Origin of the sequence: Nocardiopsis sp. CA-288880 (assembly GCF_050955985.1) — a bacterium.
GTDB lineage: Bacteria > Actinomycetota > Actinomycetes > Streptosporangiales > Streptosporangiaceae > Nocardiopsis > Nocardiopsis tropica.
Genome location: NZ_CP192105.1, coordinates 6,257,015 through 6,283,952 on the forward strand (window position 1 = coordinate 6,257,015; position 26,938 = coordinate 6,283,952).

Below are 26,938 nucleotides of genomic sequence, written 5' to 3' on the forward strand. Positions count from 1 at the left end.
GCCGAGGCGCTCCCCGCCTCCGGCGCGCCCCGGCCGCGTCCGGTCCCGGGCTCGGGGAGGAGGGCACCGGACCCGCCCGGGGCGGCCGCTCCCGGGGGGGGGGAGGTCGGTTCGGGTCCGCCCGCCCGCCGGAGGCGGTAACGTGGCGTTTCGTGCGTCTCGTCATCGCTCGGTGCAGCGTCGACTACGTCGGCCGGCTCACCGCACACCTGCCCATGGCTCCCCGGCTGATCCTCATCAAGGCCGACGGGAGCGTGTCCATCCACGCCGACGACCGGGCGTTCAAACCGCTGAACTGGATGAACCCGCCGTGCAAGCTCCGTGAGGAGACCGTCGAGGACGGGCCGGACCTGTGGACCGTCACCCACGGCAAGTCCGGCGAGAAGCTGGTGCTGACCGTCGAGGAGGTCATGCACGACACCTCCCACGAGCTCGGCAAGGACCCCGGCCTCCAGAAGGACGGCGTCGAGGCCCACCTCCAGGAACTGCTCGCCGAGCACATCACCACGCTGGGCGAGGGCTACACGCTCATCCGCCGCGAGTTCCCGACGGCGATCGGCCCGGTCGACATCCTGTGCCGCGACGCGGGCAACGCCACGGTGGCCGTCGAGCTGAAGCGCCGGGGCGACATCGACGGCGTCGAGCAGCTCACCCGCTACCTGGAACTGCTCAACCGGGATCCGCAGCTCGCCCCCGTGCGCGGCGTCTTCGCGGCTCAGGAGATCAAACCCCAGGCCCGCGTCCTGGCCGAGGACCGCGGCATCTCCTGCGTGGTGCTGGACTACGACGCGCTGCGCGGTATCGAGCCCGACGTCCTGCGCCTGTTCTGACCCCCTCCCGGCCGCCGCCCGCGGCGCCGGACCCCACCCGGCTCCCCGAGGCCCCCGGCGACACCCGCCGGGGGCCTCCGCCGTGCCCGCCCCGCCGTCGTCCGATCGGAGGACCCCCGGCGGCCCGGCGGCCGATACCCCCGGCGGCCCCGGGCCGGAAGAGTCGGTCCCATGAGCGGAGAAGCGATCGAGGTACGCGGCCTCACCAAGGGATACGGGGACGTCACGGCCGTGGCGGGCGTCGACCTCACCGTGCACCGGGGCGAGGTGTTCTCGTTCTTCGGCCCCAACGGCGCGGGGAAGTCCACCACCGTCGAGATCCTGGAGGGCTTCCGGCACAGGGACGGCGGCGCCGTCCGCGTCCTCGGCGAGGACCCGGGCACGGCCGGGCGTGTGTGGCGGTCGCGGATCGGCGTCGTCTGGCAGCAGGAGACCCAGGTTCCCGCGCTCCCGGTACGCGACCTGGTCCGTCACTTCGCGGGCTACTACCCCGTGAGCCACGACCCCGGGGAGGTGGTCGAGCGGGTCGGCCTGGCGGAGAAGGCCGAGGCGCTGCCCTCCTCCCTGTCCGGCGGACAGCGCCGCCGGCTGGACGTGGCCCTCGGCATCGTGGGCCGTCCCGAACTCCTGTTCCTGGACGAGCCCACCACGGGGTTCGACCCGCAGGCCAGGAGGGACTTCTGGTCCCTCGTCCGCGAGCTCGCCGACGGGGGGACCAGCATCGTGCTGACCACCCACTACCTGGAGGAGGCGGAGGCACTCGCCGACCGCGTGTGCGTGATCGCGCGCGGGCGGGTCAGGGCCCTGGGCGACCCCGCCACCCTGGGCGGACGGGCCTCCGCGCGGGCCACGGTGCGCTGGACCGTCGAGGGGCGGCGGCGCGAGACCGCCACCGACGAGCCGGCCCGGGTCGTGCGCGAGCTGTCCGCGTGCTTCGGCGGAGAGGTGCCGGGGCTGAGCGTGCACCGCCCCACCCTCGAGGAGACCTACCTGGAACTGATCGGACGGGACGGCGGCACGGACGCCGCCGGGAGGAGCACCGTATGAGCACCGACACCGCGCCGGTCCCCGGCCCGGCCCCCTCCGGACCGGGGCGCGCCCGGCGGCTGCCCGGCGCCCTGCGGATCGGCCTGTCCCGGGGACTGGTCGAGATCCGGTCGTTCAGCCGGGAGTGGGAGAGCCTGGTCTTCACGTTCAGCCTGCCCGCTCTGATCCTGGTCCTGTTCGCGTCCGTCTTCGACGGCATGTTCGACATGGGCATGCCCGCCGTCGACCACTACCTGCCGGGCATGATCGCCATGGGCCTCATGTCGGTGAGCTTCCAGCTCCTGGGCACCGGCATCGCCGCTGAGCGCGAGAACGGCGGACTGCGCCGCCTGCGCGGCACGCCGATGCCGCCGAGCGCCTACTTCGTCGGCAAGACCGTGCTGGTGGCCTTCCTGTCGTTCGGCCAGACGGCCCTCCTGCTGGGCGTCGCCGTCCTGGGCTTCGGCGCGCGGCTGCCCTCCGACGCCGCGTCGTGGGCCACCCTGGCGTGGGTCCTCGTCCTCGGCACCGTCTCGTGCGCCCTCCTCGGGATCGCGGTCAGCTCACTGGCCCGGTCCGCGCAGGCGGCCTCCGCCGTGGTGGTCGTGCCCTTCCTCGTCCTGCAGTTCACGTCGGGCGTCTTCGTGCCGGTCGTGGCCCTGCCCGACTGGGTGGTGGACGCGGCAGGCCTCTTTCCCCTCCTGTGGATGGCCCGGGGGATGCGGGCCGGGTTCTTCCCGGAGGAGATGGCCGTGCTCGAACCCGGCGGGTCCTGGGACCTCCCCCGGGTGGCCCTGGCCCTGGGCGCGTGGTGTGTGGTGGGCTTGGTCCTGGCACTGGTGACGTTCCGGTGGAAGACGCGGAGGGACGGGTGAGCGACGTGGCCGAGGCTGTCGCCGAGCAGGCCGGCGACGGGGGCGCGGACGGCGACGGGCGGCCCGCCGTCGGAAAGGATCCCGGTGGCGAGAGGCACGCGTGGGACCTGGGTGGTTGGTGGGACCTGTACTTCACCAGCACGATGCTCGGCATGGTTCTGCTCGCCCTGGTGAGCGGCGATCCCGACGGGCGCTGGCTGCCCGCGTCCCTGACAGCGGGCGTCATCGTCGTCTACTACGCGTACGGCAGGAGGCTGCTCCTCCTGGACGGTTCCGACTGGGACCGGCCCCGCTCGCTGGTGCTGAGCGCGCTCCTCCTCCTGTGCATCCTGCCCGCGGTGCTCCTCAACCCGGACCTGACCTTCATGCTCATCGCCGTCGCCCCGCTCTGCTTCATGACGTGCGGGTCCGCGGTGGCCGTCCCCACGGTGGCGGTCGTCCTGCTGCTGCCGGGACCGGTACGGGGGCTGGCCGGCACGGAGGAGTGGAACACGGTCCTGGTCACCGTGCTGATCAACGGCGCGATCGTCGGATACGCCCTGTGGTTCGGGCGGTGGTTCGAGCTGATCGTGGAGCAGAGCTACGAACGGTCCGAGCTGATCGCCGAGCTCCGCGCGAGCCGCTCCGAGGCGGTCAGGCTGTCGGAGGAGTCCGGTGCGATGGTGGAGCGCGAACACCTCGCCCGCGAGATGCACGACACCCTGGCGCAGGGACTGACCAGCATCGTCGCCCTCACCCAGGCGGTGGAGTCGGAGCTGGACTCCGATCCCGCGACCGCGCGCCGCCACCTGGCGCTGATGCGCGAGACCGCCGCGGAGAACCTGGCGGAGGCGCGGGCGATGGTGGCGGCGCGCCAACCGGCGCCCTTCGCCGCCGGGGACCTCGAGGCGGTCCTGGCGAGGATCACCGCGCGGCTCGGCGACGAACTCGCCGCCACCGCGCGCTCCAGGGTGGAGGGCGTACCGGTGCCGCTCACCAACGACCTGCAGATCTGCCTGCTGCGCACCGCGCAGGAGGCACTGTCCAACGTGCGCAGACACTCCGGGGCCCGCCGTGTCGAGCTGGTCCTGGGCTACACGGAGGCGTGCGTCGAACTGACCGTCTCCGACGACGGACGCGGATTCGTCCCCGGCGAGGTCTCCGCGGGCCGCGGTCTCGCCAACATGGGGCACCGGGCGGCGAGTGTGGGCGGGACCCTGGACGTCGAGGCCGCCCCCGGCTCCGGGACCACCGTCCGCATGTCCCTCCCTTCGGCGGGGGCCTCCGTCCCCGGCCGAACCCTCACCGATCCCCCGGCCCATGAGACGCACGAGGAGCGCATACCGTGATCCGCGTCCTGCTGGTCGACGACCACCCGGTGGTCCGCGAGGGGATCCGCGGCATGCTCGGCGCCGAGCCGGACATCAGCGTGGTCGGCGACGCGGCCTCCGGTCCCGAGGCCCTGGCCCTGGTCGCCGCGCTCTCCCCCCACGTGGTCCTCATGGACCTGCGCATGCCCGGCGGCGACGGGGTCTCGGCCACCGAGCGCATCACCGCCGACCACCCCGGCGCGCACGTCCTGGTGCTCACCACCTACGACACCGACGGCGACATCCTGCGGGCCGTCGAGGCGGGCGCCACCGGCTACCTGCTCAAGGACACCCCGCGCGCGGCCCTGGCCGACGCGGTCCGCGCCGCGGCCCGCGGGGAGACCGTGCTCACCGGCCGGGTCGCGGGCAAGCTCCTGTCCGGGATGCGGCAGCGGGACGCCCCTCCCGCCTCCGTCCTGTCACCCCGCGAGACGGAGGTACTGCGCCTGGCGGCCGAGGGCCGCACCAACGCGGCCATCGGCCGCGCCCTGCACATCAGCCAGACGACGGTGAAGACCCACCTGATGCGGGTGTACGACAAGCTCGGCGTGGGCGACCGCACGGCGGCCGTCTCCCGGGCGATCCGCCGCGGGCTGCTCCCGGACCGGTGACTCCGGGGGGAGGGGGCGCTTCAGGGTCGGCTCAGGGCTCCTCCCGGATGGCACACGCGTGCCGCCGGGAAAGAATCGTCATATGGTGGACCCGATGAACGACGCCAATCCCCCCGAGCACGGTCGGCTGCGCGCTTCCGACGCCGACCGCGACTCCGTCGCGCACCGCCTGCGCGAAGCCCTGGCCGAAGGCCGCCTGGACCCCGACGAGCACAGCGAGCGCCTGGACGCGGTCTACCGCGCCAAGACCATCGGCGAGCTCGTCCCCCTCACGGAGGACCTGCCCGCGACCGACGGCGGCCCCTCCTCCCTGACCCCCGTCTCCGGCGACTTCCGCTCGCCCCGCCCGATCTACGGCAGCGGCCGGGTCACCCCCCGGGAGGCCCCGACCAGTACCGCCGCCGTGGCCGTGATGGGCGGCTCCGACCGCGCCGGGGCGTGGGTGGTACCCAAGAACTTCTTCGCGCTCTCCCTCATGGGCGGCGTCGAACTGGACCTGCGCGAGGCGCGGTTCGTCCACCGCGAGACCACGATCTGGACCGGCTGCGTGATGGCCGGGATCGAGATCAAGGTCCCCGACGACATCCAGGTGCGCGTCCACGGGCTGCCGATCATGGGCGGCTTCGGCACCGAGGGCGGCGATCCGCCGAGCGTGGTGGACCCGGACGCGCCGATCGTGCACATCCGCGGCCTCGCGATCATGGCCGGCGTGGGCGTGGTCTACAAGCGCCGCAAGCACCAGCGCAAGCGCGACCGGGGCGACGAGGACTGAGCCGCGTCCCGGGGGCCGGCCGCTGGACGATCGGCCCCTCCGGGACTCCGCCACGGGCACAGTGCGCACCGAACGCGTAAGTTGCGTGGCTGATTGTGGCAATCAGGCTCGTCACTCCTTGCCGGGAACACCGTTCTGGTGACAGGCTGCAGCGAAACTTCACCCACCAGAGGTGTCCATCCCCCATGCCGCGGAGCGGTGGACCCCCCGCACTCCGGAGGAAGACCGTTGCGCCCCACACACCGACGGGCCACGCTCGGCAGAGCGTCCGCCTTGGCATCCCCCTCCTCCCCCCGGCCCGGCGGGCGCACCGCCGCAGCGGGCTTCGCCGCCGTCCTCATGGCCTCCGGGGCCCTGGCGTCGGGCCCCGCCCACGCCGAGAGCGAGCCCGACGGCCTCGCCGACCTGGTCACCGCCGGCGCCGTGCGGGAGCACATGGAGAACCTGGACACCATCGCCGAGTACAACGGCGGCAACCGGGCGACGAACACCCCCGGCTACGACGTCGCCGCCCTGTACGTCGAGGACCAGCTCGAACGCGCGGGGTACGAGACGTCCCGGCACGAATACGACTACGAGCTCTGGCGCGAGCAGTCGCCCTCCGTCCTGGCGCAGACCGCGCCCGGCGAGGCCGTCTACGAGGCCGATGTCGACTACGTCCCCATGAGCTACTCCGGCTCCGGTGACGTCACCGCCCCGGCCGTCGCCGTCAACGCCGACAGCACGGCGAGCGGGTGCTCCCCCGACGACTTCGCGGGCTTCCCCGAGGGCGCGGTCGCGATCACCGTGCGGGGCACCTGCCCCTTCTCCGAGAAGGTCCAGAACTCCGCCGACGCCGGCGCCTCCGCCGCCGTCGTGGTGAACAACGCGGACGAGGTCTTCCTCGGCACCATAGAGACCGTCTCGGCCATCCCGGCCGTGGGCGTGTCCGGGCTGACGGGCGCCGACCTGATCGCCGCCGACGGGCTCGAACTCCGGGTGAAGGTGGACGCCACCGTCTCCGCCGAGAGCTCCTACAGCGTCCTCGCCGAGACGGCGGAGGGCCGCGACGACAACGTCGTGGTCGTGGGCGCCCACCTCGACAGCGTCGAGGACGGCCCCGGTATCAACGACAACGGCAGCGGCACGGCGTTCGTGCTGGAGACCGCGATCCGCCTCGCCGAGCAGGCCGACCCGAACAACAAGGTCCGGTTCGCCTTCTGGGGCACCGAGGAGGAGGGCCTGGTCGGGTCGACCGAGTACGTGGCGGACCTGACGGAGCAGCAGCTGGAGGACATCGCCCTCTACCTCAACTTCGACATGATCGGCTCGCACAACTACGGCCGGTTCGTCCTCGACGGCGGCATGGAGCTGCCCGACTCCTCGGGAGCCCCCTCCGGGTCCGGGGCGATCGCCAAGGTCTTCGCGGACTACTTCGCCTCGCAGGACCAGGTGAGCGAGCCCGGCGTGCTGAGCGGGCGCAGCGACTACAGGGCCTTCATGGAGTCCGGCATCCCGTCCGGGGGGCTGTTCAGCGGCGCCGACGGCATCAAGAGCGAGGAGCAGGCCGAGTGGTACGGCGGCACCGCCGGCGATGCCTTCGACCCGTACTACCACACGGCGGACGACACGATGGAGCACATCGACTGGGACTCGGTGGCGGAGCTGTCGGCCGCAGGCGCCCACGGCGTGGAGTTCTTCGCCGAGAGCACCCTGCCGGTCAACGGTGTGCTGAGGTCCTCCGCACCGGCCGAGCTGCCGCGCACGGGAGACGCCTGGCTCCGCTAGGCAGACGGGCCCGGGGTCCCCGTGGGGGCTCCGGGCCCCGCCGCACATGGGGGCGGGCGGTGTGAACCCCCCGGTTTCACGCCGCCCGCCCCTCGCGGTGCCTCCCCCTGCGCGGCGGCCCCGGGTGGCCCCCTCTTCCCACCCGGGACTTGACGCGTAGAACACCACCGGAAACTACGTTGAGTAGCTTCCTCGTGCCCCAATGTATCAGTGAGGTGCATCACCTTCACCCCTTGATACTGAACAGTTATCCTCCGTGACGAACGGGGGCGCGGGTACCCGCCCGCCGCCCGGGGCAGCGCTTCCGGTCGACCCCCGGCGGGCCCGGGGAGGCGGCGCCGGTGCGAGCGGGCCCCGACCCGGTGCGCCCGTGCCCGCCGACGGTTCCGCCTCCCGGACGGGCCGCGACCGGGGGACGGCGGCGCCCGGTGTGCCGCGGGCCCGCCGCACTAGGCTGGGGGCATGACCACACGGGACAAGGACAAGCCGGTCGTTCTGTCGAAGATCTACACGCGTACCGGCGACGCCGGCACGACGGCCCTCGGCGACATGAGCAGGACCGGCAAGAACGACACGCGCCTCGTCGGGTACGCCGACACGGAGGAGGCCAACGCGGCCATCGGCGTCGCGCTGGCCCTGGGGGACGTCCCCGGGGACGTGCGCGCCCTGCTCGGTCGGGTGCAGAACGAACTGTTCGACCTGGGAGCCGACCTCTCCACGCCGATCGTGCCGGACCCGGAGTACCCGCCGCTGCGGGTCCTCCCCGAGTACGTCACCCGGTTGGAGGAGGCCTGCGACCACTACAACGCCGGTCTTCCCACCCTGCGCAGCTTCATCCTCCCCGGGGGCTCCCCCACTGTGGCGCTGATGCACACGGCTCGGATCGTGGTGCGCCGTGCGGAGCGCAGCGTGTGGGCCGCCGTCGAGGAGCACGGCGACACGGTCAACCCGCTCACAGCGCAGTACCTCAACCGTCTCTCCGACCTGCTGTTCATCCTCGGCCGGTACGTGGCGGACGAGGGTGACGAGGTGCTCTGGAAGCCCGGGGGCGAACGCTAGGACCGCTCCGGGCCCGCGGCGGCGGCGCAAGCGCCGAGCCCGCCGCCAGCATCCTCGGACCACGCCCCGGGCCGCGTCCAGGCCGTCTCAGCACTCGGGCGGGAACTCCTCCTGCGGGACGGCCGCGGCGGCGGAGGCGCCGTCGGCCTCCGTGTACACCCCCTGCTCGGCGGCCAGCGCCCCGGTGGTGAAGGTGAGCGTCCCGATGTCATGCTCGGCGGGCTCCCCCGGCTCCGCCTCGGCCGACCCCACGCCGAGGGTGTACTCCTCGTCCGGGGATTCCGGGCCCATCCTGTAGACGGCCCTGCCGTCCTCGTCGAGGATCTCCCAGTCCTCCCCCGGCGCGGCCAGGTCGACCTCCAGCTCGCTCCCCCCGAACTCGCGGGTGGCGACGAGGTGCAGGCTCCGGGACTCCCCCGCCAGGTCGATCTGGCGGGGCGGGTCGTCACCGCACCAGGTGACGATCACGACCGGGAAGCGGTGCTGGGCGGTGAAGTGGCCCGTGGCCACAGCGCCGACGTGGCCGCCGGACGCGTAGCAGCCGACGAGCAGGGGCGCCAGGAGGACCGGCAACAGGACGCGGAATCGGGAAGTGGCCATGGAACCGCATCCTGCCGTGTCCGACCGGTTCCGCGGAAGGACCCGGGAGCCTCAGGAGTCGCCGAGTTCCCGTTCGACGGCCTCGACCTTGCTGTGCAGGCCGTCCGAGACGCCCTCGCGGATGTCGGCCTTGAGGGTGAGGGACACGCGCGAGGACCCCTCGCCCGCGGCGGCGACGGCCCGCTTGACGACGTCCATCACCTCGTCCCACTCGCCCTCGACGCTGGTGAACATGGCTGTGGTCTCGTTGGGCAGCCCGCTCTCGCGTACGACCTTCACGGCCCGCGCGACGGCGGGGGCGACGGACTCGCCGGCCCCGAGCGGAGAGACAGAGAATGCGACGATCATGCGGCCATGCTAGGCACAGCACGGGGCGGATGTGAACCCTCTCGGGGTCACGCCTCCCACTGCGTCCCCGGGGGCATCGACTCCAGCCAGGACAGGAACCCCGTCAGAGCGCTCTCGCTCATGGCGATCTCGTACACCGCGTCCCGGGGCTCGCTGCCGTCCTCGGCGGCCCAGCCGATCCGGACGACGGTCACGTCCACGGGCAGGTGCTCGGTGTCCTCTCCGCTCGGGACACGCCTCCCCACGACGACGAGGCCGCGGCGCGACAGGAACACTGTCGGCCGCGGCCTCAGGGAGAAGATGGGGAACCAGCCGAGGTTCTCCGTTCCGTACCGGCCGAAGCCGATGCGCCAGGAGCCCCGGCGGCCCCGCCCGCCCGGTGTGCGCAGGTAGCACTCGACCGCGCCGCCCCGCTGGACGAGTACCCAGCGGCGCACGGTGACGGCGAGCACCACCGCGAGGAAGACGAAGAGCAGGGCGAAGAACACCCACTGCGCGGACCCCAGCCAGGAGCCCGGCCCCACCTGAGCGGGAAGCGGTCGTTCCATGCCCACTGCCGTTCCGCCGTCCCGGTTCGCTAGGCGACGTCCTCGCCAGCAGCGCGCAGGCGGCTGCGAGCGCGGCCCAGGGCGACGGTGTCGCCGGCCTCGGTCGCGTTCTTCAGCGCCGTGCGCGCACGGTCCACATCGATGTCCTCGGCGAGCTCTGCGGTCTCGGCGAGGATGGAGACACGACCCTCGCCCGAGACCGAGACGAACCCGCTGTGCGCGGCGGCCCGGACCTCTCCGGTCTCCCGCGCACCCAGTACGCGAACGACGGCGTCGTGGGCCAGCAGCGAGAGCACCGGGATGTGCCCGGGCTGGACACCGATCTCGCCCTCGACGGTCTTCGCGATGACCATGTCGCCCTCGCCGGCCCAAATCTCACGTTCGGGCGAGACGATCTCGACGAAAAGCTTCTTCGACACTGCCACAAACTCCTCGGCTAGCGGGTGGGTTCGGCCGGGCCGGCCCCGACGTGTTGTCGTTCGGGACCGGCCCGGCCGGAGAAACTGTCCCGCCCGTCGCCCGCCACCACCCTGAACGGACGCTTCGCGCGGTTCTAGCCCTGAAGCTGCTTGGCCTTCTCGACCGCCATGTCGATGTTGCCGACGTCGAGGAAGGCCTGCTCGGGCAGGTGGTCGTACTCACCGTCGCACAGGCCCTTGAAGGAGGCGATGGTCTCCTCCAGGGGGACGAACACGCCCGGGGTACCGGTGAACTTCTCCGCCACGAACATGTTCTGCGACAGGAAGCGCTCGATGCGGCGGGCGCGGTTCACGACGATCTTGTCCTCTTCGGACAGCTCGTCCATACCGAGGATGGCGATCTGGTCCTGGAGGTCGTTGCTCCGCTGGAGGATCTCCTTGACGCGCTGCGCCACCTGGTAGTGCTCCTCGCCCACGTACTGCGGGTCGAGGATGCGGGAGGTGGACGTCAGCGGGTCCACCGCCGGGTAGATGCCCTTCTGCGAGATCGGGCGGGAGAGCTCGGTCGTCGCGTCCAGGTGGGCGAAGGTGGTCGCCGGCGCCGGGTCGGTGTAGTCGTCCGCGGGCACGTAGATCGCCTGCATCGAGGTGATCGAGTGACCGCGGGTCGAGGTGATCCGCTCCTGGAGCTGACCCATCTCGTCCGCCAGGTTGGGCTGGTAGCCCACGGCCGAGGGCATGCGGCCCAGCAGCGTGGAGACCTCGGAGCCCGCCTGGGTGAAACGGAAGATGTTGTCGATGAAGAGGAGCACGTCCTGGTTCTGGACGTCGCGGAAGTACTCCGCCATCGTCAGAGCGGACAGGGCGACCCGCAGACGGGTGCCCGGGGGCTCGTCCATCTGGCCGAAGACGAGAGCGGTGTCCTGGAGGACCTCCATCTCGTCCATCTCCAGGAACAGGTCCGTACCCTCACGGGTGCGCTCGCCGACGCCGGCGAACACGGACACACCGCCGAAGTTGCGGGCGATACGGGTGATCATCTCCTGGATCAGCACGGTCTTGCCGACACCGGCGCCACCGAACAGACCGATCTTGCCACCGCGCACGTACGGGGTGAGGAGGTCGATCACCTTGATGCCCGTGACCATCATCTCGGTCTTGGACTCGAGCTGGTCGAAGGACGGGGCCTTGCGGTGGATCGGCCAGCGCTCGGTGACGCCGAGCTCCTCCGCCGACACGTCCAGGGGCTCGCCCAGGGTGTTGAACACGTGGCCCTTGACGAGGTCGCCGACGGGCACGCTGATGGGCGCACCGGTGTCGCGCACCTCGGCGCCGCGGACGAGGCCGTCCTGCGGGGCCAGGGAGATGGTCCGCACCAGGTTGTCACCCAGGTGCTGGGCGACCTCCATGGTGATGGTCTTGGCCTTGCCGCCGACGGTCACGTCGGTGTGCAGGGCGTTGTAGATGGCGGGCAGGGAGCCGACGGGGAACTCCACGTCGACGACCGGCCCGGTCACCCGGGCGATACGGCCGGTGGCGGTGCCAGCCCCAGCCGTCTCTTCAACTGTCGCAGTCACTTTTGCTACTCACTTCCTGCGCTGGCAGCGGAGAGGGCGTCGGCACCGCCGACAATCTCACTGAGTTCGTTGGTGATCTCGGCCTGGCGCGCCTGGTTGGCCAGGCGTCCCAGGTTCTTGACGAGGTCCTCGGCGTTGTCCGTGGCGGCCTTCATTGCCGCACGGCGGGACGCCTGCTGGGAGGCGGAGGCGTCGAGGAGCGCGAAGTAGATCCTGTTGGTCACGTACTGCGGGAGCAGGGCGTCCAGCGCCTCCTCCGCGGACGGCTCGAACTCGTACAGCGGCAGCGGCTCACTTCCGTGGGCGGCCTCGAGCTCGCTCTCGTCGCTCTCCTCGACCTCCAGCGGCAGCGCGCGGACGGTGCCGGCCCGCTGGGTCAGCATCGAGACGAACTCCGTGGAGACCACGTGGATCTCGTCGACGCCGCCGTCGGACGTGTCCGCCAGGAACTTCTCAATGAGGGCGGAGCCGATCTCCTGGGCGTGCGCGTAGGTCGGACGCTCGGTGAAGCCCTCCCACTGCGCCTCGATCGGACGATCGCGGAACTTGTAGAAGGCCACGCCCTTGCGGCCCACCATGTAGGTGAGAACCTCCTTGCCCTGCTCCCGGAGGAGCTGGGTGAGGGATTCCGCCTCCTTCAGCACGTTGGCGGAGAAGGCGCCGGCCAGGCCCTTGTCACTGGTGATGACCAGGACGGCAGCGCGGGTCGGGTTCTCGGACTCGGTCAGCAGCGGGTGGTCCGACACCCGGCTGGCCAGGGCCGAGACCGCCCGGGTGATCTCCCGCGCGTAGGGCCCAGCAGCCTCAGCCGCACGCTGCGCCTTGGTGATGCGCGTCGTGGCGATGAGCTCCATCGCGCGGGTGATCTTCGCCATCGACTTCGTCGAGCGGATCCTCCGGCGATAGACGCGAAGCTGTGCACCCATGGGTTACTTCCCGCCCTTGGCGACCTTGATGGTCTCCTGGCCGACCTTCTCCTCGGAGAGCGCCTCGGCCTCGGCCTCGGTGCCCAGGAGGGTGCCCGCGGAGGTCTGGAAGCCCTGCTTGAACTTCTCCAGGGCCAGGTCGAGCGACTTCTCGGTCTCGGACTCGAACTTGCCGGTGTCCCGGATCGTCTCCAGGACGCCGGCGTGCTCGCGGCCGAGGTGCTCCAGGAAGTCGTCCTCGAAGCGGCGGACGTCCTCGACCGGGACGTCGTCGACGCGGCCGGTGGTGCCGGCCCAGATCGACACGACCTGCTGCTCCATGGAGTAGGGCGAGTACTGGCCCTGCTTGAGGAGCTCCATCAGACGGGCGCCGCGCTCCAGCTGCTGCTTGGAGACGGAGTCCAGGTCCGAGCCGAAGGCGGAGAAGGCCTCGAGCTCGCGGTACTGGGCCAGGCCCAGACGGAGGGTGCCGGAGACCTTCTTCATCGCCTTGGTCTGCGCCGCGCCACCGACACGGGAGACCGACACACCGACGTTGATGGCCGGACGCTGTCCCTGGTTGAACAGGTCGGACTCCAGGAAGACCTGGCCGTCGGTGATGGAGATGACGTTGGTGGGGATGTACGCCGAGACGTCGCCCGCCTTGGTCTCGATGATCGGCAGCGCCGTCATCGATCCGCGGCCCATCTCGTCGGAGAGCTTCGCGCAGCGCTCCAGGAGACGGGAGTGCAGGTAGAAGACGTCACCGGGGTAGGCCTCACGGCCCGGCGGGCGGCGCAGCAGCAGCGACACCGCACGGTAGGCCTCGGCCTGCTTGGTGAGGTCGTCGAAGACGATGAGGACGTGCTTGCCCTCGTACATCCAGTGCTGGCCCAGGGCCGAACCGGTGTAGGGGGCCAGGTACTTGAAGCCGGCCGCGTCCGACGCCGGGGAGGCGACGATCGTGGTGTACTCCATCGCGCCGGCCTCTTCGAGGGCGCCGCGCACACCCGCGATGGTCGAGCCCTTCTGACCGATCGCGACGTAGATGCAGCGCACCTGCTTGTCGGGGTCGCCCGACTCCCAGTTGGCCTTCTGGTTGATGATCGCGTCGATGCAGACCGCGGTCTTGCCGGTCTGACGGTCGCCGATGACCAGCTGGCGCTGGCCGCGGCCGATCGGGGTCATCGAGTCGATCGCCTTGATACCGGTCTGGAGCGGCTCGTGGACCGGCTTGCGCTCCATCACCGAGGCGGCCTGGAGCTCCAGCTCACGCCGCTCGGTCGACTCGATCTCACCCTTGCCGTCGATGGGGGCGCCCAGGGGGTCCACCACACGGCCGAGGAAGTTGTCACCCACCGGCACCGAGAGGAGCTGGCCGGTGCGACGCACCTTCTGCCCCTCCTCGATGCTGGTGAAGTCGCCCAGCACGACGACACCGATCTCGCCGACCTCAAGGTTCTGGGCCAGACCGAGGGTGCCGTCCTCGAACTTCAGCAGCTCGTTCGCCATCGCCGAGGGAAGGCCACCGACGCGGGCGATGCCGTCACCGGAGTAGGTGACGGTACCGACCTCTTCCGCGCGGGTGGCTTCAGGCTCGTACGACTGGACGAAGCGCTGTAGCGCGTCCCGGATCTCGTCCGGCCGGATCGTCAGCTCCGCCATCTCTACGTTGTCCTTGCTCTCAAATGGCGCCGGGCTGGCGCCGTGCGTGCTTGCCTTGCGTACTGTCAGCCGGCCAGGCGGCGCTGGACCTCGGCGATACGCCCGGCGATGGTCCCGTCGATGACCTCGTCACCCACCTGGATGGACAGGCCCCCCACGATCTCGGGGACGACCTCGGTGTTGAGGTGGATGTCGCGGCCGTAGGCGCGCGAGAGCGCGGCCCCGAGCCGGGACTGCTGGCTCTCGCTCAGGGGGACGGCGCTGCGGACGACGGCCACGTAGCGCTTGGCGCGCTCCGAGACGAGTCCCCCGAAGTGGTCCAGCGCCTGCTCCAGCGTACGTCGCCGGGGTCGGGTCACCGCCTCGCCGACCAGCGTCAGCGTCGCGGCGTTCACCTTGCCCGAGAGCAGGCTCTCCAGGAGGGAGAGGCGCTGCTCGGGGGCGACCCCCTCACGGGTGAGGGCGTCGCGCAGCTCGGGCTGGGCGGCGACGATCCGCTGGAAGCGGAACAGCTCGTCCTCCAGCTCGTCGAGCGCCGAGGCGTTCTGGAGCGCGGCGACGGTCGCGTAGACCGCCATCCGCTCCATCGCGTCCACGAGGTCGCGCGGACCGGACCACTTCGCCGAGACCACGTCGCCGGCCACGATGACCGTGGACGGGGAGACCTTGGTCTCCAGCAGCTCGCCGATCAGCTCGGTCTTGCGCTCTGCCGGGTTCGCCTGGTCGGCGAGCCACCGGCGGAGCGAGTGCTGGCTCCCGAGAAGGGCGACGACCTCGAAGAGCTCGCTGCCCAGGGAGACACCGCTCTGCGCGGTGCCGGCCGACGCCAGGACGTTCTCGTCCAGGCGCCGGGTCACCTCGACCAGCGACGTGCGGCTGATACCACGCATCAGCGCACCTCTGCTTGCCGCGTGCTCTGGCTCTGCTCCAGCTCGTCCAGGAACCGGTCGATGACGCGGTTCTGGACGGCGCTGTCGCTGAGGGTCTCACCCACGATGCGACCGGCCAGGTCGGCGGACAGGCCGCCGATCTCACCGCGCAGCTGCACCATGGCCTGCTGGCGGTCGGCCTCGATCTGGGCGTGGGCCGCCTCGACGATGCGGCGCGCCTCGGCCTGGGCCTCCTCGCGCGCCTCGGCGATGATCGCCGCCCGCTGCTCCTTGGCCCGCTCGAGCTCCTGGGCGGACTCGCGGTGCGCCTCCTCGAGCTTCTCGCGGTACTGCTGGCGGATCTCCTCGGCCTCGGCCTCGGCGCGCTTGGCCCGCTCGATGCCGCCCTCGATGGCGTCATGACGCTCGTCGAGGACCGCCATCACCTTGGGAACCGCCTTGCGGGCCACAAAGAAGTAGACCACGGCGAGCGCGATCGCACCGAAGGTGAACTTCACCCAGTCGATCCGCAGAATGTTGTAATCGGCTGCCAACTCCACCAACATGGTCAGCCCTCCTTCGCGTCAGTTGCCATCAGAAAACGGTTGGCAAGTTCGACTAGCCCTGGGGAGCGGCGAAGGCGAGGACGAAGCCAAGGATCGCCAGGGCCTCGATGAGGGCGAAGCCGAGGTAGATGTTGGTCTGCAGCGGGCCGCGGGCCTCGGGCTGGCGGGCGATGGCCTGCATGCCGAGACCGAACACGATACCGACACCAATACCGGCGCCGATGACGCTGATGCCGTAGCCGATGGTGTTGATGTTGCCGGTGATCGCAGCGATGTCCATTGATGTTTCCCTTTACTCGACGTCCGGCGTTGCTCGTCGCAATTGGTCAGTTCGCCGGTGTGGACGGGTCAGTTCTTCTCGCCCCTGGCACGGCCGGTCGGCCGCGCAGGAGGGGAAGGGGGTCTAGTGGGCCGCTTCGAGCGACTGGTTGATGTACAGGCTCGCCAGCAGCGTGAAGATGAACGCCTGGACGAGCATGATCACGATCTCGAAGACGAAGAAGGCGAGGTAGCCGAACAGCGCCGCGCCCGAGAAGAGGAGCGAGACACCGACCAGCAGGGGCTCGGCCGTCAGGTTGAGCATGTACCAGCCGCCGTAGGCGAACACGGCGAGCAGCAGGCTGCCCGCGAACATGGTCGCGAACAGACGCAGGGCGTGCGTGACCGGGCGGATCAGGAAGACCGAGAGGATCTCGATCGGGGTGACCAGGATGTAGATCGCCTTGGGCATCCCGGGCGGGAAGATCTGGTTCCGGAAGTAGCCCCAGCCGCCCTGGTTGCGGATGCCGATCACGATGGTCATCACGTAGATGACCCCGGCGAACATGGCGGTGAAGGCCAGGTTGCTGTTGACCGGGAGCATGCCCGGGATCAGCCCCGTGAAGTTCATGGCCAGGATGAGCGTGAAGACACCGGTCATGAACGGGATGAACCGGTCGCCCTTGGCACCCATCGTCGGGCGGGTGATCTGGTCCCGGATGAACAGGACCAGCATCTCGCCGACGCTCTGCCTGCGACCAGGGACGAGGCTCAGCTTCTTGCTGAACCACGACCACAGAAGCAGGACAGCACCGACGGCGACGAGAAGCAGGACCAGGTACAGGTCGATGCCCGCGCTGAGGGGGATGTTGGCGAACCACGGTTCCGGGAAGAACATCCCGATAGTGGGCGGCGTGAACCCGCAACCGTTGTCACCGAACAGGTGGCAATTCGGTTCGGCCGCGAGAATGCGCACGTCAGCACTCACGGCGAATCCTTTCGTCGTGACGCAAGAAAGCCTCGTTGATGGTTGTTACAGAGCGTCGTCGCACGATCGTCGACGCCGGACTGGCGGGAGGGTTCAGACCTGGCGGGTCTTGACGACGATCACGTAGATCGCGCCGACCATGCCCAGAACCGCCCCGATGGGCAGGAAGAGCGCCTGGATCCCCAGGAGCTTGTCCGCGGCCCAGCCGATCGCGCTCCAGACGAGCACGCCCGAGAGCAGAGTGGAGAAGAGTGCCCAGCCGTCGGACTCGCGCGGTGCCGAGGGCGTGCGCTTCTCCGATTTTCTGGCTGGTTCGCTGCTCATCTCGCTCCGGAATATAGCATGTGGGCCTTGGCGGGAACGGGGCCGTCCGCCTGCCGAGGTTCAGGGTAATACGCCCTTCCCGACGGGCTGCAACGGGGCACCCCATCACGCGTTCTCCGAACCCTCGTTCGGGGTCACGTGAAGGATCTTGGCCTTCGAGATCGCCCACGTCTGGCCGCCCAGCCAGGCGAGCACGACCGCCAGGGCGCTGTAGACGAAGGCTGCACTGCTGAGGTCCTCGACGAGGGGACTGCGGCCGAGGGTGACGAGGATGATGCCCAGCACCGCCATCTTGACGACGAAGCCGAGCATGTTCGCCGCCAGGAAGAGGTCCTTGTTGCGGCGCGTGATCATGAGGACGGCCCACTGCCCCAGCCCGAAGCAGCCGAGCACGATCACCACGGCGAACAGGGAGCTGAGGGCTCCCGGGACGCCGGCGAGGAGCGCGGAGACCGCAATGGCCAGGAGCCCGCACGCAGCGCTGGGAAGCGCGGCGCCACGGAGGATCCGGGCGTCGTGTTCCTGCATCACAAAGCTCCGTAGGGGTTCAGTGGGTACCTGCTCGTGAAAGCTATCACAAGGTTATCGGTGCTGAATCCGGGGGTTCCTTAACGCGACCTTAACGCCCCGCAAAACGCCCGTTCCGGGCGTCCTCCGGGGCCTGTGTCACCTTCACCACACCGATCCGGCCTCTGCCTCCGCAGGTCACCGCCGCCGCCTTCCGAGACCTTGGTCCCGAATGCCGGCGCCCTCTCAGGCATCAGATGGCGAATCGTGACCTGCCCCCGTCTTAACGCGGTCCTTGCGGTCCCACGGCAGGAGGCCCCGGCGCCGCAGGCGGGGCAGGGCGATGAGGCCGACAGCACACGTGGCGACCAGCGCGGTGACCGTCAGGACGATCACCGGGGAGTCGAACACCGACAGGGAGACCGCGGCGAACGCCACGATCCCCGCCCACAGGTACATGAGGAGGACGGCCCGCATGTGGCTGTGGCCCATGTCCAGCAGGCGGTGGTGGAGGTGGCCGCGGTCCGGGGCGAAGGGGGACTTGCCCGCGAGGGTCCTCCGCAGCACGGCGAGCACCAGGTCGGCCAGCGGCAGGGCGATCACCAGGAGCGGCAGGGCGATCGGCAGGAACACCACGAGCCCGCCGGAGTTGAACTCCTCACGTGCGGTGTTGGCGTCGAACTGGCCGGTCACCGTGATGGTGATCGAGGTGAGCAGCAGTCCCAGCAGCATCGAGCCGGTGTCGCCCATGAACACCCTGGCCGGGTGGAAGTTGTGGAAGAGGAAGCCCGCACACGTGCCCGCGAGGATGATCGCGATCATCGCCGGATACGACTGGCGGACGAAGCCCTGCTCGACGGCGACCACGTAGTAGTACGCGAAGAACGCCAGGGAGGAGATGCCGACGATGCCCGCCGCCAGCCCGTCCAGGCCGTCGGCGAAGTTGACCGCGTTGATGGTCACCACGATGAGCAGGATCGACACCATCGCGCCCAGCCACGGCCCCAGGGACAGCTGGGTGCCGGGCAGCGGCAGCCACAGCAGCTGCACGCCGTTGGCGACGAGGATGCCGGCGGCCACGACCTGGCCGGCCAGCTTGCTGAGCGCGTCCATCCCCCAGCGGTCGTCGATGATCCCGATGACCGTGATGAGGCCGCCCGCGAGGAGGAGCCCCAGCCAGGTGTCGGCGACGAAGACGTTCTGCAGGTGCGGGAGCTGCGCGGAGATCAGCAGGGCCGCCGCGAACCCCCCGTAGATGGCGAGCCCGCCCAGGCGCGGGATGGGCTCGGTGTGCACGTCGCGGTCGCGCACCGGCGGGGTGGCGCCGATCCTGATGGCGAACTTGCGCACCAGGGGCACGAGCAGGTACGTCACCGCCGCGGCGATGACGAAGGTGAGCGCGTACTCTCGCACGGCCTGGCCCCTCTAGTTCTCGGAACGGTCGCCGTCGGGGAGCTGCCCCGTCTCGGGGGTCCTGCCGTCCTGTCCCGCGGCGGTGCCGCCGCCGGGCGTCCGGTCGCCGCCGGGGGCGGTTTCCGTGTCCGCGCCGGCCGCCGGGGCTCCGCTCCCGGAGGCCGTGCCCTCGGAGGCCCCGTCCCCGGAGTCCTGTGCCGGGTCCGCACCCGCGGTCCCCGCGGCGGCGGGCGCCTCGGGCCGGGACGCGGCCCTGCGACTCGCCTTGGCGGCCTCGCCGGCCTTGGCGACCTCGTCCTCCCTGACCGGCTTCATGCGGCCCTGGCGCAGCTCGCCGATGACGGTGCCGCACACCGCGCGCAGCTGCTCGATGGAGATGGCGCCGGACCGCAGCACCCGCGGCACGGCGTAGGTCAGGTCGACGATGGTCGAGGCGACCGGGGAGTCGGTCTCCCCGCCGTCCAGGTACACGGCGACGTCCTCGTCACCGAGCTGCTCCAGCGCCTCCTCCATCCGCGTGGCGGCGGGCAGGCCCGACTTGTTGGCGCTGCTCACCGCCATGGGCCCGACCTCCTTGAGGAGTTCGAGGGCGACGGGGTCCATCGGCATCCGGACGGCCACCGTGCCCTTGGTGTCGCCGAGGTCCCAGGACAGGCTGGGGGTGGCGGTGCACACGAGGGTCAGCGGGCCGGGCCAGAACTCCTCCATGAGGTCGCGGCCGTGGTTGCCGAGGTCCTCGATGAGGGCGGTCGCGGCGCGCATCGAACCGACCAGGACCGGCGGCGGCATGTCGCGGCCGCGCCCCTTGGTGGCGAGCAGGTTCGCCACCGCGGCGGGGCTGAAGGCGTCGGTGCCGATGCCGTACACGGTGTCCGTGGGCAGCACCACCAGTTCACCTCGGCGTACCGCGGACGCGGCGTCGGCGATGCCGTCCTTGCGGGCGGTCTCGTCCGCGCAGTCGTAGATGCGGCTCACCTGCGTTCACCTCATTCTCGAACGGGGTCGACCGGGTTGAGCGGTCCGACGGGGATACGGGGGTGGGGCGCGGCCTCGTCAGCCGTCCCCGTCGGCACGTCGCATGACCACGAAGCGGTCGCGGCGGGCCATGTCCTTGCGGTTGAGGACGTCGCGCCAGCCGTTGTCCTCGGGGAACAGCCAGGGGATGTCGATGCCCTGGCCGTCGTGGTGCTCGACGGCCATCGCCCCGCCGGGGCGGAGCAGCCTGCGGCCGACCGCCTCCAGCTCGCGGATCATGTCGAGGCCGTCCTCGCCGGACCACAGGGCCGGGGCGGGGTCGTAGTCGCGCACCTCGGGCGGGATGGCGCCGGAGCCGCGCGTGGGGACGTAGGGGGGGTTGCTGATGAGGAGGTCGACGCGGCCGTTCAGCTCGGGCAGCGCCGTGCGCATGTCGCCGTGGTGGGAGGTGACGCGGTCGGCGTGCCCGCTGGAGTCGATGTTGCGGCGGGCCCACCCCAGGGCGACGGGGTCGATCTCCACGGTGTGCACCCGCGACCGGGGCACCTCCTGGGCGATGGAGATCGCGATGGCGCCCGACCCCGTGCCGAGGTCGACGACCAGGGGGTCGGCGACGTCCATGGCCCGCAGCGTCTCGATCGCCCAGTCGACCATGATCTCGGTCTCGGGCCGGGGCACGAACACCCCGGGGCCGACCTGGAGGTCCAGGTAGCGGAAGTAGGCGTGGCCGGTGATGTGCTGGAGGGGTTCGCGCGCCTCCCTGCGGGACACGCACTCCCAGTAGCGGGCGTCGAAGTCGGCGTCGGCCACCATGTGCAGCTCACCTCGACGCACACCGTGCACGAACGCCGCGAGTTCCTCGGCGTCGGTGCGGGGTGAGGCGACGCCCGCTTCGGCCAGCCGGAGCGTGGCGCGGGCGACCTCGTCGAGTAGCAGGTTCATGATGACTGGGCGGCTTCGAGCCTCTCCTTGGTGTCCGCGTCCACGAGGGCCTTGACGACCCCGTCCAGCTCCCCGTCGAGGACCTGGTCGAGGTTGTAGGCCTTGAAGCCGACACGGTGGTCGGAGATGCGGTTCTCGGGGAAATTGTAGGTGCGCACGCGCTCGGAGCGGTCCACGGTGCGGACCTGGCTCTTGCGCTCGGCGGAGGCCTCGGCGTCCGCGCTGGCCTGGGCCTCGGCGTAGATGCGGGCCCGCAGGATGCGCATGGCCTGCTCCTTGTTCTGGAGCTGGCTCTTCTCGTTCTGGCAGGAGGCGACGATGCCGGTCGGCAGGTGGGTGATGCGGACCGCCGAGTCGGTGGTGTTGACGCTCTGGCCGCCGGGCCCGGAGGAGCGGTAGACGTCGATCCGCAGGTCCTTGGCGTGGATCTCGACCTCCACCTCCTCGGCCTCGGGGACGACCAGCACACCGGCGGCGGAGGTGTGGATGCGGCCCTGGGACTCGGTGACCGGGACGCGCTGGACGCGGTGCACGCCGCCCTCGAACTTGAGCATCGGCCAGACGCCGGCCCCCGGCTCGGGGGTGCCCTTGTTCTTGAAGGCGATCGTGATGTCCTTGTAGCCGCCCAGGTCGGAGTGGGTGGCGTCGATGACCTCGGTCTTCCAGCCCTGGCGTTCGGCGTAGCGCAGGTACATGCGGACCAGGTCACCGGCGAACAGGGCCGACTCCTCGCCGCCCTCTCCGGCCTTGACCTCCATGATGAGGTTCTTGTCGTCGGAGGGGTCGCGCGGGACGAGGAGGACGCGCAGCCGCTCGGTGAGCCGCTCGGCCTCCTCGGTCAGGCGGTCGGCCTCCTCGGCGAAGGAGGAGTCCTCGGCGGCGAGCTCGCGCGCGGCGTCGATGTCGTTCTCGACCTCCTTGAGCGCGCGGTAGGCCTCGATGATCGGGGTGAGCTGTGAGTAGCGTTTGCCCAGCGTGCGCGCCCTGGTCTGGTCGGCGTGCACCTCGGGGTCGGCGAGCTGCTGTTCCAGCTCGTAGTACTCCCCCAGCAGGTCATCCAGCTTCACTTCTGCCACGTCCCCGTCTTGTGTGTCCGTCTCCCCCTCGGGGGCCAACCTGGTCCCGTGGAGCCGCGTCGGCGGCGCCACGGGACAGGGGCGGCGCTACTTGCGCTTGCCGAAGCGCTTCTCGAAGCGGGCGACGCGGCCGCCGGTGTCGAGGATCTTCTGCTTGCCGGTGTAGAACGGGTGGCACTCGGAGCACACCTCGGCACGGATCTTGCCCCCGCCCACGGTGCTGCGGGTGACGAAGTGGGCGCCGCAGGTGCAGGTCACCTCGGTGGTGACGTACTCGGGGTGAATGTCGGCCTTCATGGTGTTCTCCTCATCAGGGGCGCGACCGCCGGACGCATGCCAAGCCGCGCCACCCGGCGGGTGGTCGGCGTGGTGGGTCATGCGCGAACCGGTGTCGCGGCGATCCAGGTAGTCAGGGGCGGCGGGCCCTGCCGGAAGAAGGCGGGCCGTTACCCCGGTACCAGTTTGCCAGACCGATAACGATGCCGGGACCAGTGTCTATTCCGTCCCCCTCCCCCCTGGCCCGGGGGCGGCGTCCCGCGGGGTCCGGGACGCCGCCGCGGAGTCCGCCCGGCGCATCAGGAGCACCAGCGCGGCCAGGGTCGCCAGGAGGAGGGCGAGCACGGCCGTTCCGGCGTTGGCCCCGAACCCGTAGACGAACACGTAGCTGACCGACCCGGCCAGGAGGACGTAGTAGGCCATCGGCAGGATCGTCTGCCGGATGAGGTCGCCCTCCCTGCCGGCCAGGCCGACCACCGCGGAGGCGGCGACCACGTTGTGGACGGTGATCATGTTGCCCGCGGCCCCTCCGACGGCCTGCGTGGCGACGACGGTCTCCGGCGGGATGCCGATGCGCTCCCCCGTCGAGAACTGGAACAGGGAGAACATGAGGTTCGAGACGGTGTTGGAGCCCGCCACGAACGCGCCCAGGGCGCCGATCCACGGCGCGTAGAGCGGCCACGTGGCGCCGCCCAGCTCGGCTGCGCCGGCGGCCAGGGTCAGGGGCATGCTCTCCATCGCGGTTGCGCCGAACTCGGCGCCGGTGTTGATGAACACGCGGACGAGGGGGACGGCGAAGAGCAGCGCGACGGCGGCGCCGGCCAGCTGCGATCCGGCCGCCTTCCAGGAGTCGGCCACCTGGCGCGCGCTCATGCGGTGCAGGACGCAGGTCACCAGGCAGACGAGGACGAAGGTCGCCCCCGGCGAGTAGAGGGGCTCGACCGCCTGCGCGACGGGGGTGCCGAGGATGTCGGTCGCGCCGACGGTGATGCCGGACAGCCACGCCTTGAGGGGTTCGACGGTGCGGGTGGCCACAAGCAGCACGGCGACGAGGAGGTAGGGGGTCCAGGCGCGCAGGAAGCCGATGCGCCGGTCGTCGGCGAGGACGGTGTCGCCCTCGCCCGGGGCAATATTGCCGCTCCAGCGGGCCAGCCAGTCCCCGCGCGGCGGGAAGTCCCAGGCCCGCTCCGGCATGAGGAAGCCCTTGCGCGCGGCGAGCACGACGACGACCAGGCCGGTCAGCCCGCCGAGGAGGCTCGTGAACTCCACACCGAGGAAGTAGTTGTACAGGACGGAGGGGACGGTCATGGCGAAGGCGGAGAAGAGAGCGAACTTCCACACCGCGAGGCCGTCGGAGAAGCGCCGCCCGCCGCCGTAGAAGCCGCAGAGCATGCAGCAGATGATCAGGGGCACGAGGGTGCCCGCGACGGCGTGCAGGAGGACGGTCTGGAACCCGATGTGGCCGATGAACTCCGGCACGGCCAGGCCGAGCGCGGAGGCACGCTCGGCGACCTCGGGCGATCCCTCCAGGCCCCCGGCGACGCCCACGAGGATGGGGGTGCCGACGGCGCCGAAGCTGACGGGCGTGCTCTGGATGACCAGGCCGACCATGACGGCGGCCATGGCGGGGAAGCCCAGGGCCAGCAGGAGGGGCGCCACGACGGCTGCGGGCGTGCCGAACCCGGAGGCCCCCTCGATGAAGCTGCCGAACAGCCAGCCGATGATGATCGCCTGGACCCGGCGGTCGGGGGTGATGTCGGTGAACGTGGAGCGGATGGTGGCGATGGCGCCGCTCTTGGTGAGGGTGCTGAGCAGGAGGAGCGCGCCGAAGATGATGTACAGGAGTCCGGCGGCGAGGATGAGCCCCTGGATCGTGGACGCGGCGATCGACCGCCAGTCGGTCTCCCAGGCGAGGACGGCGACGGCCACGACGACGGCGTACCCGGCGGGCATCGCGTACATGGCGGGGACGCGGAAGCCGACGAGGAGGACTCCGACCAGCAGGACGGGGGTGAGCGCCAGAAGGCTGAGCAGGGCGAGGTTGTCCATGCGGACTGCTCCCTGGAACGGGGGTGGTGCACTCGACCCCGCGACGATAGGCCGGTGTCGGCGGTCGGACCATCCCCCCTCTGTGATCCGAGACACACCGGTGATCTTTTTCGTTTCTCGGCCCCGGGATCCCGCTATGCGGAACACGTGGGCCCCTCCGTCCCCGCCCTCCCCAGAACACCCCCGGCACACACGACGGCCCCCTCCCTGGCGGGAGGGGGCCGTCGGCGTCACGGGCGGGCCGGGGTCAGCGCTCCGGGCCCACGGTGGTCTTCTGGATCTGGAGCAGGAACTCCGCGTTGCTCTTGGACTCCCTCATCTTGTCCAGGAGCAGCTCGATCGCCTGGGTGGTGTCGAGCGCGTGCAGCACCCGGCGGAGCTTCCAGACGACGCCCAGCTCCTCCGAGGACATCAGAATCTCCTCCTTGCGGGTGCTGGAGGCGTCGACGTCCACGGCCGGGAAGATCCGCTTGTCCGCGAGGCTCCGGTTGAGCTTGAGCTCCATGTTGCCGGTGCCCTTGAACTCCTCGAAGATCACCTCGTCGGCGCGCGATCCGGTCTCGACCAGCGCGGTCGCCAGGATGGTCAGCGAGCCGCCGCCCTCGATGTTGCGGGCCGCGCCGAAGAAGCGCTTGGGCGGGTAGAGGGCGGTGGAGTCCACACCACCGGACATGATGCGCCCGCTCGCCGGGGCGGCCAGGTTGTAGGCGCGGCCCAGGCGGGTGATGGAGTCCAGCAGGACGACGACGTCCATGCCCATCTCGACGAGCCGCTTGGCACGCTCGATGGCCAGGTCGGCGACGACCGTGTGGTCCTCCGCGGGGCGGTCGAAGGTCGAGTGGATGACCTCGCCCTTGACCGTGCGCTGCATGTCGGTGACTTCCTCGGGCCGCTCGTCGACCAGGATCACCATCAGGTAGCACTCGGGGTTGTTCTCGGTGATCGCGTTGGCGATCGCCTGAACCACCATCGTCTTGCCCGCCTTGGGCGGGGAGACGATGAGCCCGCGCTGGCCCTTGCCGATGGGCGCCACCAGGTCGATGATCCGCGTGGTGAGGATGTGCGGCTCGGTCTCCAGGCGCAGGCGCTCCTGGGGGTACAGCGGGACGAGCTTGGAGAACTCCTGGCGGCCCCGGGCCTGGTCCGGCGACATGCCGTTGACCGAGTCCAGGCGCACCAGGGCGTTGAACTTCTCCCGGCGCTCCCCGTCCTTGGGCTGGCGGACGGCGCCGATGATGTGGTCGCCCTTGCGCAGGCCGTGCTTGCGCACCTGGGCCAGGGAGACGTACACGTCGCTCTGGCCGGGCAGGTAGCCGGTGGTGCGAACGAAGGCGTAGTTGTCCAGGATGTCCAGGATGCCCGCGACGGGCAGCAGGACGTCGTCCTCGCCGATCACCGGCTCCGGCTCCTGGCCCCCGCCTCGTCCGCGGCGGTCCCGGCGGTCCCGGCGGCGTCCCCGGCGGCGTCCGCCGAAGTCGTCGTCGTCGCCTCCGGGGCCACGGTCGCGGTCGCGGTCCCTGTCGCGGTCCCGGTCACGCCCCTGGCTCTGGCCCTGGTTCTGACCGCCTCCGCCCTGCTGCGGGGCACTGCCGTTGGCGTTCTGGTCGTCGCCACCGCGGTTGCGGTTGCGGCGGTTGCGCTGGCGCTCGCGACCCTGCCCGGACCTGTTGTCACGGTCCTCGGCGGAGTCGGGGCCGTTCTTCTGGGGGGTACTGGATGTCTTGGTCACGCTGCTCGCGGAGGTAGAGGAGTCGGCGCCGTCCACCGACCTGGCCTGGTCGCCGGCCTCGTCTCCGCGCCTGCGGGACGAACGCCGGTTGCGGGACGACTTGTCGCCCCGTCCACCCTGGGGGTCGGTCACGGCCTGGTCCGACGGCCGGTCGGCCGCGCGCTGACGCGGGGCTTCGTCCGTGCTCGCCGTGTCGGGGGTCTGGGCCTCGATCGAGCCGTCGGTTGCCTCGACCTTACCGGCCTTGGGAGCCGTGTCGGCTTTCTTTGCGGTTTTGACCTTCGCCGGGCCGCCCACGGGGCCGCCCTGCTTGGTCTCGATCGCGGCGATGACGTCGCTCTTGCGCATGCGCCCCGTACCGGTGATGCCCAGGCTGGAGGCGAGCTTCTGGAGCTCGGGGAGCTTCAGAGCCGCGAGCCCGGTACCGCGCGACGCCGTGCGGGACCTGGACGACGCACCTGTGGGCGCGCCATCGCCAGCCTCCGCTGCGGAGGCGCCGGTGGAGGCTTTGCTGTCGACCGCCGCGTCCGTGTGGAGTTCGGTGGTGTCGCTCACTAAGGGTCCTTCCCAAGGAGCGGGCTTCGGCCGTCAGCGGATTGCTTGATCGGCCGGCCC

Annotated in this window: 28 protein-coding genes; 8 read left to right on the forward strand and 20 right to left on the reverse strand. The window is 70.8% G+C overall.

What is annotated here, in order from left to right:
* Window positions 1-152: 152 nt before the first annotated feature.
* The 8 genes from nucS (at window position 153) to ACQPYD_RS27005 (ending at window position 8,289) form a co-directional block, all read left to right on the forward strand.
* Window positions 153-830 (forward strand): endonuclease NucS, encoded by a 678-nt coding sequence (gene nucS, locus ACQPYD_RS26970; RefSeq protein ID WP_267946325.1) that lies wholly within the window; start codon window positions 153-155, stop codon window positions 828-830.
* Window positions 831-1,001: 171 nt separating this feature from the next.
* Window positions 1,002-1,877, forward strand: a complete 876-nt coding sequence (locus ACQPYD_RS26975) for an ABC transporter ATP-binding protein (protein WP_433698259.1) — start codon at window positions 1,002-1,004, stop codon at window positions 1,875-1,877.
* On the forward strand, window positions 1,874-2,731 hold the full coding sequence (locus ACQPYD_RS26980; RefSeq protein WP_433698260.1) for an ABC transporter permease: 858 nt from the start codon (window positions 1,874-1,876) through the stop codon (window positions 2,729-2,731). Before ACQPYD_RS26975 ends, ACQPYD_RS26980 begins: the two co-directional genes overlap by 4 nt.
* A complete protein-coding gene (locus ACQPYD_RS26985) occupies window positions 2,728-4,059 on the forward strand; it encodes a sensor histidine kinase (RefSeq protein ID WP_433698261.1) in 1,332 nt (443 codons plus the stop codon). Before ACQPYD_RS26980 ends, ACQPYD_RS26985 begins: the two co-directional genes overlap by 4 nt.
* Window positions 4,056-4,691 (forward strand): response regulator transcription factor, encoded by a 636-nt coding sequence (locus ACQPYD_RS26990; RefSeq protein ID WP_433698262.1) that lies wholly within the window; start codon window positions 4,056-4,058, stop codon window positions 4,689-4,691. Before ACQPYD_RS26985 ends, ACQPYD_RS26990 begins: the two co-directional genes overlap by 4 nt.
* 82 nt (window positions 4,692-4,773) lie before the next feature.
* Window positions 4,774-5,463, forward strand: a complete 690-nt coding sequence (locus ACQPYD_RS26995) for a DUF1707 SHOCT-like domain-containing protein (RefSeq protein WP_433698263.1) — start codon at window positions 4,774-4,776, stop codon at window positions 5,461-5,463.
* A gap of 339 nt (window positions 5,464-5,802) precedes the next feature.
* Window positions 5,803-7,230, forward strand: coding sequence for a M28 family peptidase (locus ACQPYD_RS27000; RefSeq protein WP_433702143.1), 1,428 nt, complete (start codon window positions 5,803-5,805; stop codon window positions 7,228-7,230).
* Window positions 7,231-7,692: 462 nt separating this feature from the next.
* Entirely contained in the window at window positions 7,693-8,289 is a 597-nt protein-coding gene (locus ACQPYD_RS27005; RefSeq protein WP_267946331.1) for a cob(I)yrinic acid a,c-diamide adenosyltransferase, read from the forward strand.
* 87 nt (window positions 8,290-8,376) lie between these two features.
* On the opposite strand, the gene ACQPYD_RS27010 is transcribed toward ACQPYD_RS27005, so the two are convergent.
* The 20 genes from ACQPYD_RS27010 to rho all read right to left on the reverse strand — a co-directional run bounded on the left by ACQPYD_RS27010 (window position 8,377) and on the right by rho (window position 26,878).
* A complete protein-coding gene (locus ACQPYD_RS27010; RefSeq protein ID WP_433698264.1) occupies window positions 8,377-8,889 on the reverse strand; it encodes a hypothetical protein in 513 nt (170 codons plus the stop codon).
* 51 nt (window positions 8,890-8,940) lie between these two features.
* The gene (locus ACQPYD_RS27015) at window positions 8,941-9,237 is read right to left on the reverse strand and encodes an MTH1187 family thiamine-binding protein (RefSeq protein WP_267946333.1); all 297 of its coding nucleotides are present in this window, start codon (window positions 9,235-9,237) and stop codon (window positions 8,941-8,943) included.
* A 47-nt stretch (window positions 9,238-9,284) separates the two neighbouring features.
* Complete coding sequence (locus ACQPYD_RS27020; protein WP_330159131.1) at window positions 9,285-9,785, reverse strand: DUF2550 domain-containing protein; 501 nt, start codon at window positions 9,783-9,785, stop codon at window positions 9,285-9,287.
* 29 nt (window positions 9,786-9,814) lie between these two features.
* Window positions 9,815-10,204, reverse strand: coding sequence for a F0F1 ATP synthase subunit epsilon (locus tag ACQPYD_RS27025; RefSeq protein WP_267946335.1), 390 nt, complete (start codon window positions 10,202-10,204; stop codon window positions 9,815-9,817).
* Window positions 10,205-10,338: 134 nt separating this feature from the next.
* On the reverse strand, window positions 10,339-11,781 hold the full coding sequence (atpD, locus tag ACQPYD_RS27030) for a F0F1 ATP synthase subunit beta (RefSeq protein ID WP_267946336.1): 1,443 nt from the start codon (window positions 11,779-11,781) through the stop codon (window positions 10,339-10,341).
* A 5-nt stretch (window positions 11,782-11,786) separates the two neighbouring features.
* Entirely contained in the window at window positions 11,787-12,707 is a 921-nt protein-coding gene (locus ACQPYD_RS27035) for a F0F1 ATP synthase subunit gamma (protein WP_267946337.1), read from the reverse strand.
* A gap of 3 nt (window positions 12,708-12,710) precedes the next feature.
* On the reverse strand, window positions 12,711-14,351 hold the full coding sequence (gene atpA / locus ACQPYD_RS27040) for a F0F1 ATP synthase subunit alpha (protein WP_433698265.1): 1,641 nt from the start codon (window positions 14,349-14,351) through the stop codon (window positions 12,711-12,713).
* Between the two features lie 65 nt (window positions 14,352-14,416).
* The gene (locus tag ACQPYD_RS27045; RefSeq protein ID WP_433698266.1) at window positions 14,417-15,241 is read right to left on the reverse strand and encodes a F0F1 ATP synthase subunit delta; all 825 of its coding nucleotides are present in this window, start codon (window positions 15,239-15,241) and stop codon (window positions 14,417-14,419) included.
* On the reverse strand, window positions 15,241-15,783 hold the full coding sequence (locus ACQPYD_RS27050) for a F0F1 ATP synthase subunit B (protein WP_433702144.1): 543 nt from the start codon (window positions 15,781-15,783) through the stop codon (window positions 15,241-15,243). The genes ACQPYD_RS27045 and ACQPYD_RS27050 overlap by 1 nt, the downstream gene beginning before the upstream one ends.
* A 55-nt stretch (window positions 15,784-15,838) precedes the next feature.
* Window positions 15,839-16,066 (reverse strand): ATP synthase F0 subunit C, encoded by a 228-nt coding sequence (gene atpE / locus ACQPYD_RS27055; protein WP_267946340.1) that lies wholly within the window; start codon window positions 16,064-16,066, stop codon window positions 15,839-15,841.
* Between the two features lie 123 nt (window positions 16,067-16,189).
* Window positions 16,190-17,020, reverse strand: coding sequence for a F0F1 ATP synthase subunit A (gene atpB, locus ACQPYD_RS27060; RefSeq protein ID WP_433702145.1), 831 nt, complete (start codon window positions 17,018-17,020; stop codon window positions 16,190-16,192).
* Between the two features lie 105 nt (window positions 17,021-17,125).
* The gene (locus ACQPYD_RS27065; RefSeq protein WP_433698267.1) at window positions 17,126-17,356 is read right to left on the reverse strand and encodes an AtpZ/AtpI family protein; all 231 of its coding nucleotides are present in this window, start codon (window positions 17,354-17,356) and stop codon (window positions 17,126-17,128) included.
* Window positions 17,357-17,461: 105 nt separating this feature from the next.
* Entirely contained in the window at window positions 17,462-17,884 is a 423-nt protein-coding gene (locus tag ACQPYD_RS27070; protein ID WP_433698268.1) for a hypothetical protein, read from the reverse strand.
* A gap of 225 nt (window positions 17,885-18,109) precedes the next feature.
* On the reverse strand, window positions 18,110-19,276 hold the full coding sequence (locus ACQPYD_RS27075; RefSeq protein ID WP_267946343.1) for a glycosyltransferase family 4 protein: 1,167 nt from the start codon (window positions 19,274-19,276) through the stop codon (window positions 18,110-18,112).
* Between the two features lie 12 nt (window positions 19,277-19,288).
* Complete coding sequence (locus ACQPYD_RS27080; protein WP_433698269.1) at window positions 19,289-20,251, reverse strand: L-threonylcarbamoyladenylate synthase; 963 nt, start codon at window positions 20,249-20,251, stop codon at window positions 19,289-19,291.
* A 78-nt stretch (window positions 20,252-20,329) separates the two neighbouring features.
* Entirely contained in the window at window positions 20,330-21,193 is an 864-nt protein-coding gene (gene prmC / locus ACQPYD_RS27085) for a peptide chain release factor N(5)-glutamine methyltransferase (protein WP_267946345.1), read from the reverse strand.
* Complete coding sequence (gene prfA, locus ACQPYD_RS27090) at window positions 21,190-22,260, reverse strand: peptide chain release factor 1 (protein ID WP_267950498.1); 1,071 nt, start codon at window positions 22,258-22,260, stop codon at window positions 21,190-21,192. The genes prmC and prfA overlap by 4 nt, the downstream gene beginning before the upstream one ends.
* 96 nt (window positions 22,261-22,356) lie before the next feature.
* Window positions 22,357-22,566, reverse strand: coding sequence for a 50S ribosomal protein L31 (gene rpmE / locus ACQPYD_RS27095; RefSeq protein WP_267946346.1), 210 nt, complete (start codon window positions 22,564-22,566; stop codon window positions 22,357-22,359).
* Between the two features lie 198 nt (window positions 22,567-22,764).
* Complete coding sequence (locus ACQPYD_RS27100) at window positions 22,765-24,594, reverse strand: L-lactate permease (RefSeq protein WP_433698270.1); 1,830 nt, start codon at window positions 24,592-24,594, stop codon at window positions 22,765-22,767.
* A 247-nt stretch (window positions 24,595-24,841) separates the two neighbouring features.
* Window positions 24,842-26,878, reverse strand: a complete 2,037-nt coding sequence (rho, locus tag ACQPYD_RS27105) for a transcription termination factor Rho (RefSeq protein ID WP_433698271.1) — start codon at window positions 26,876-26,878, stop codon at window positions 24,842-24,844.
* Window positions 26,879-26,938: the final 60 nt, after the last annotated feature.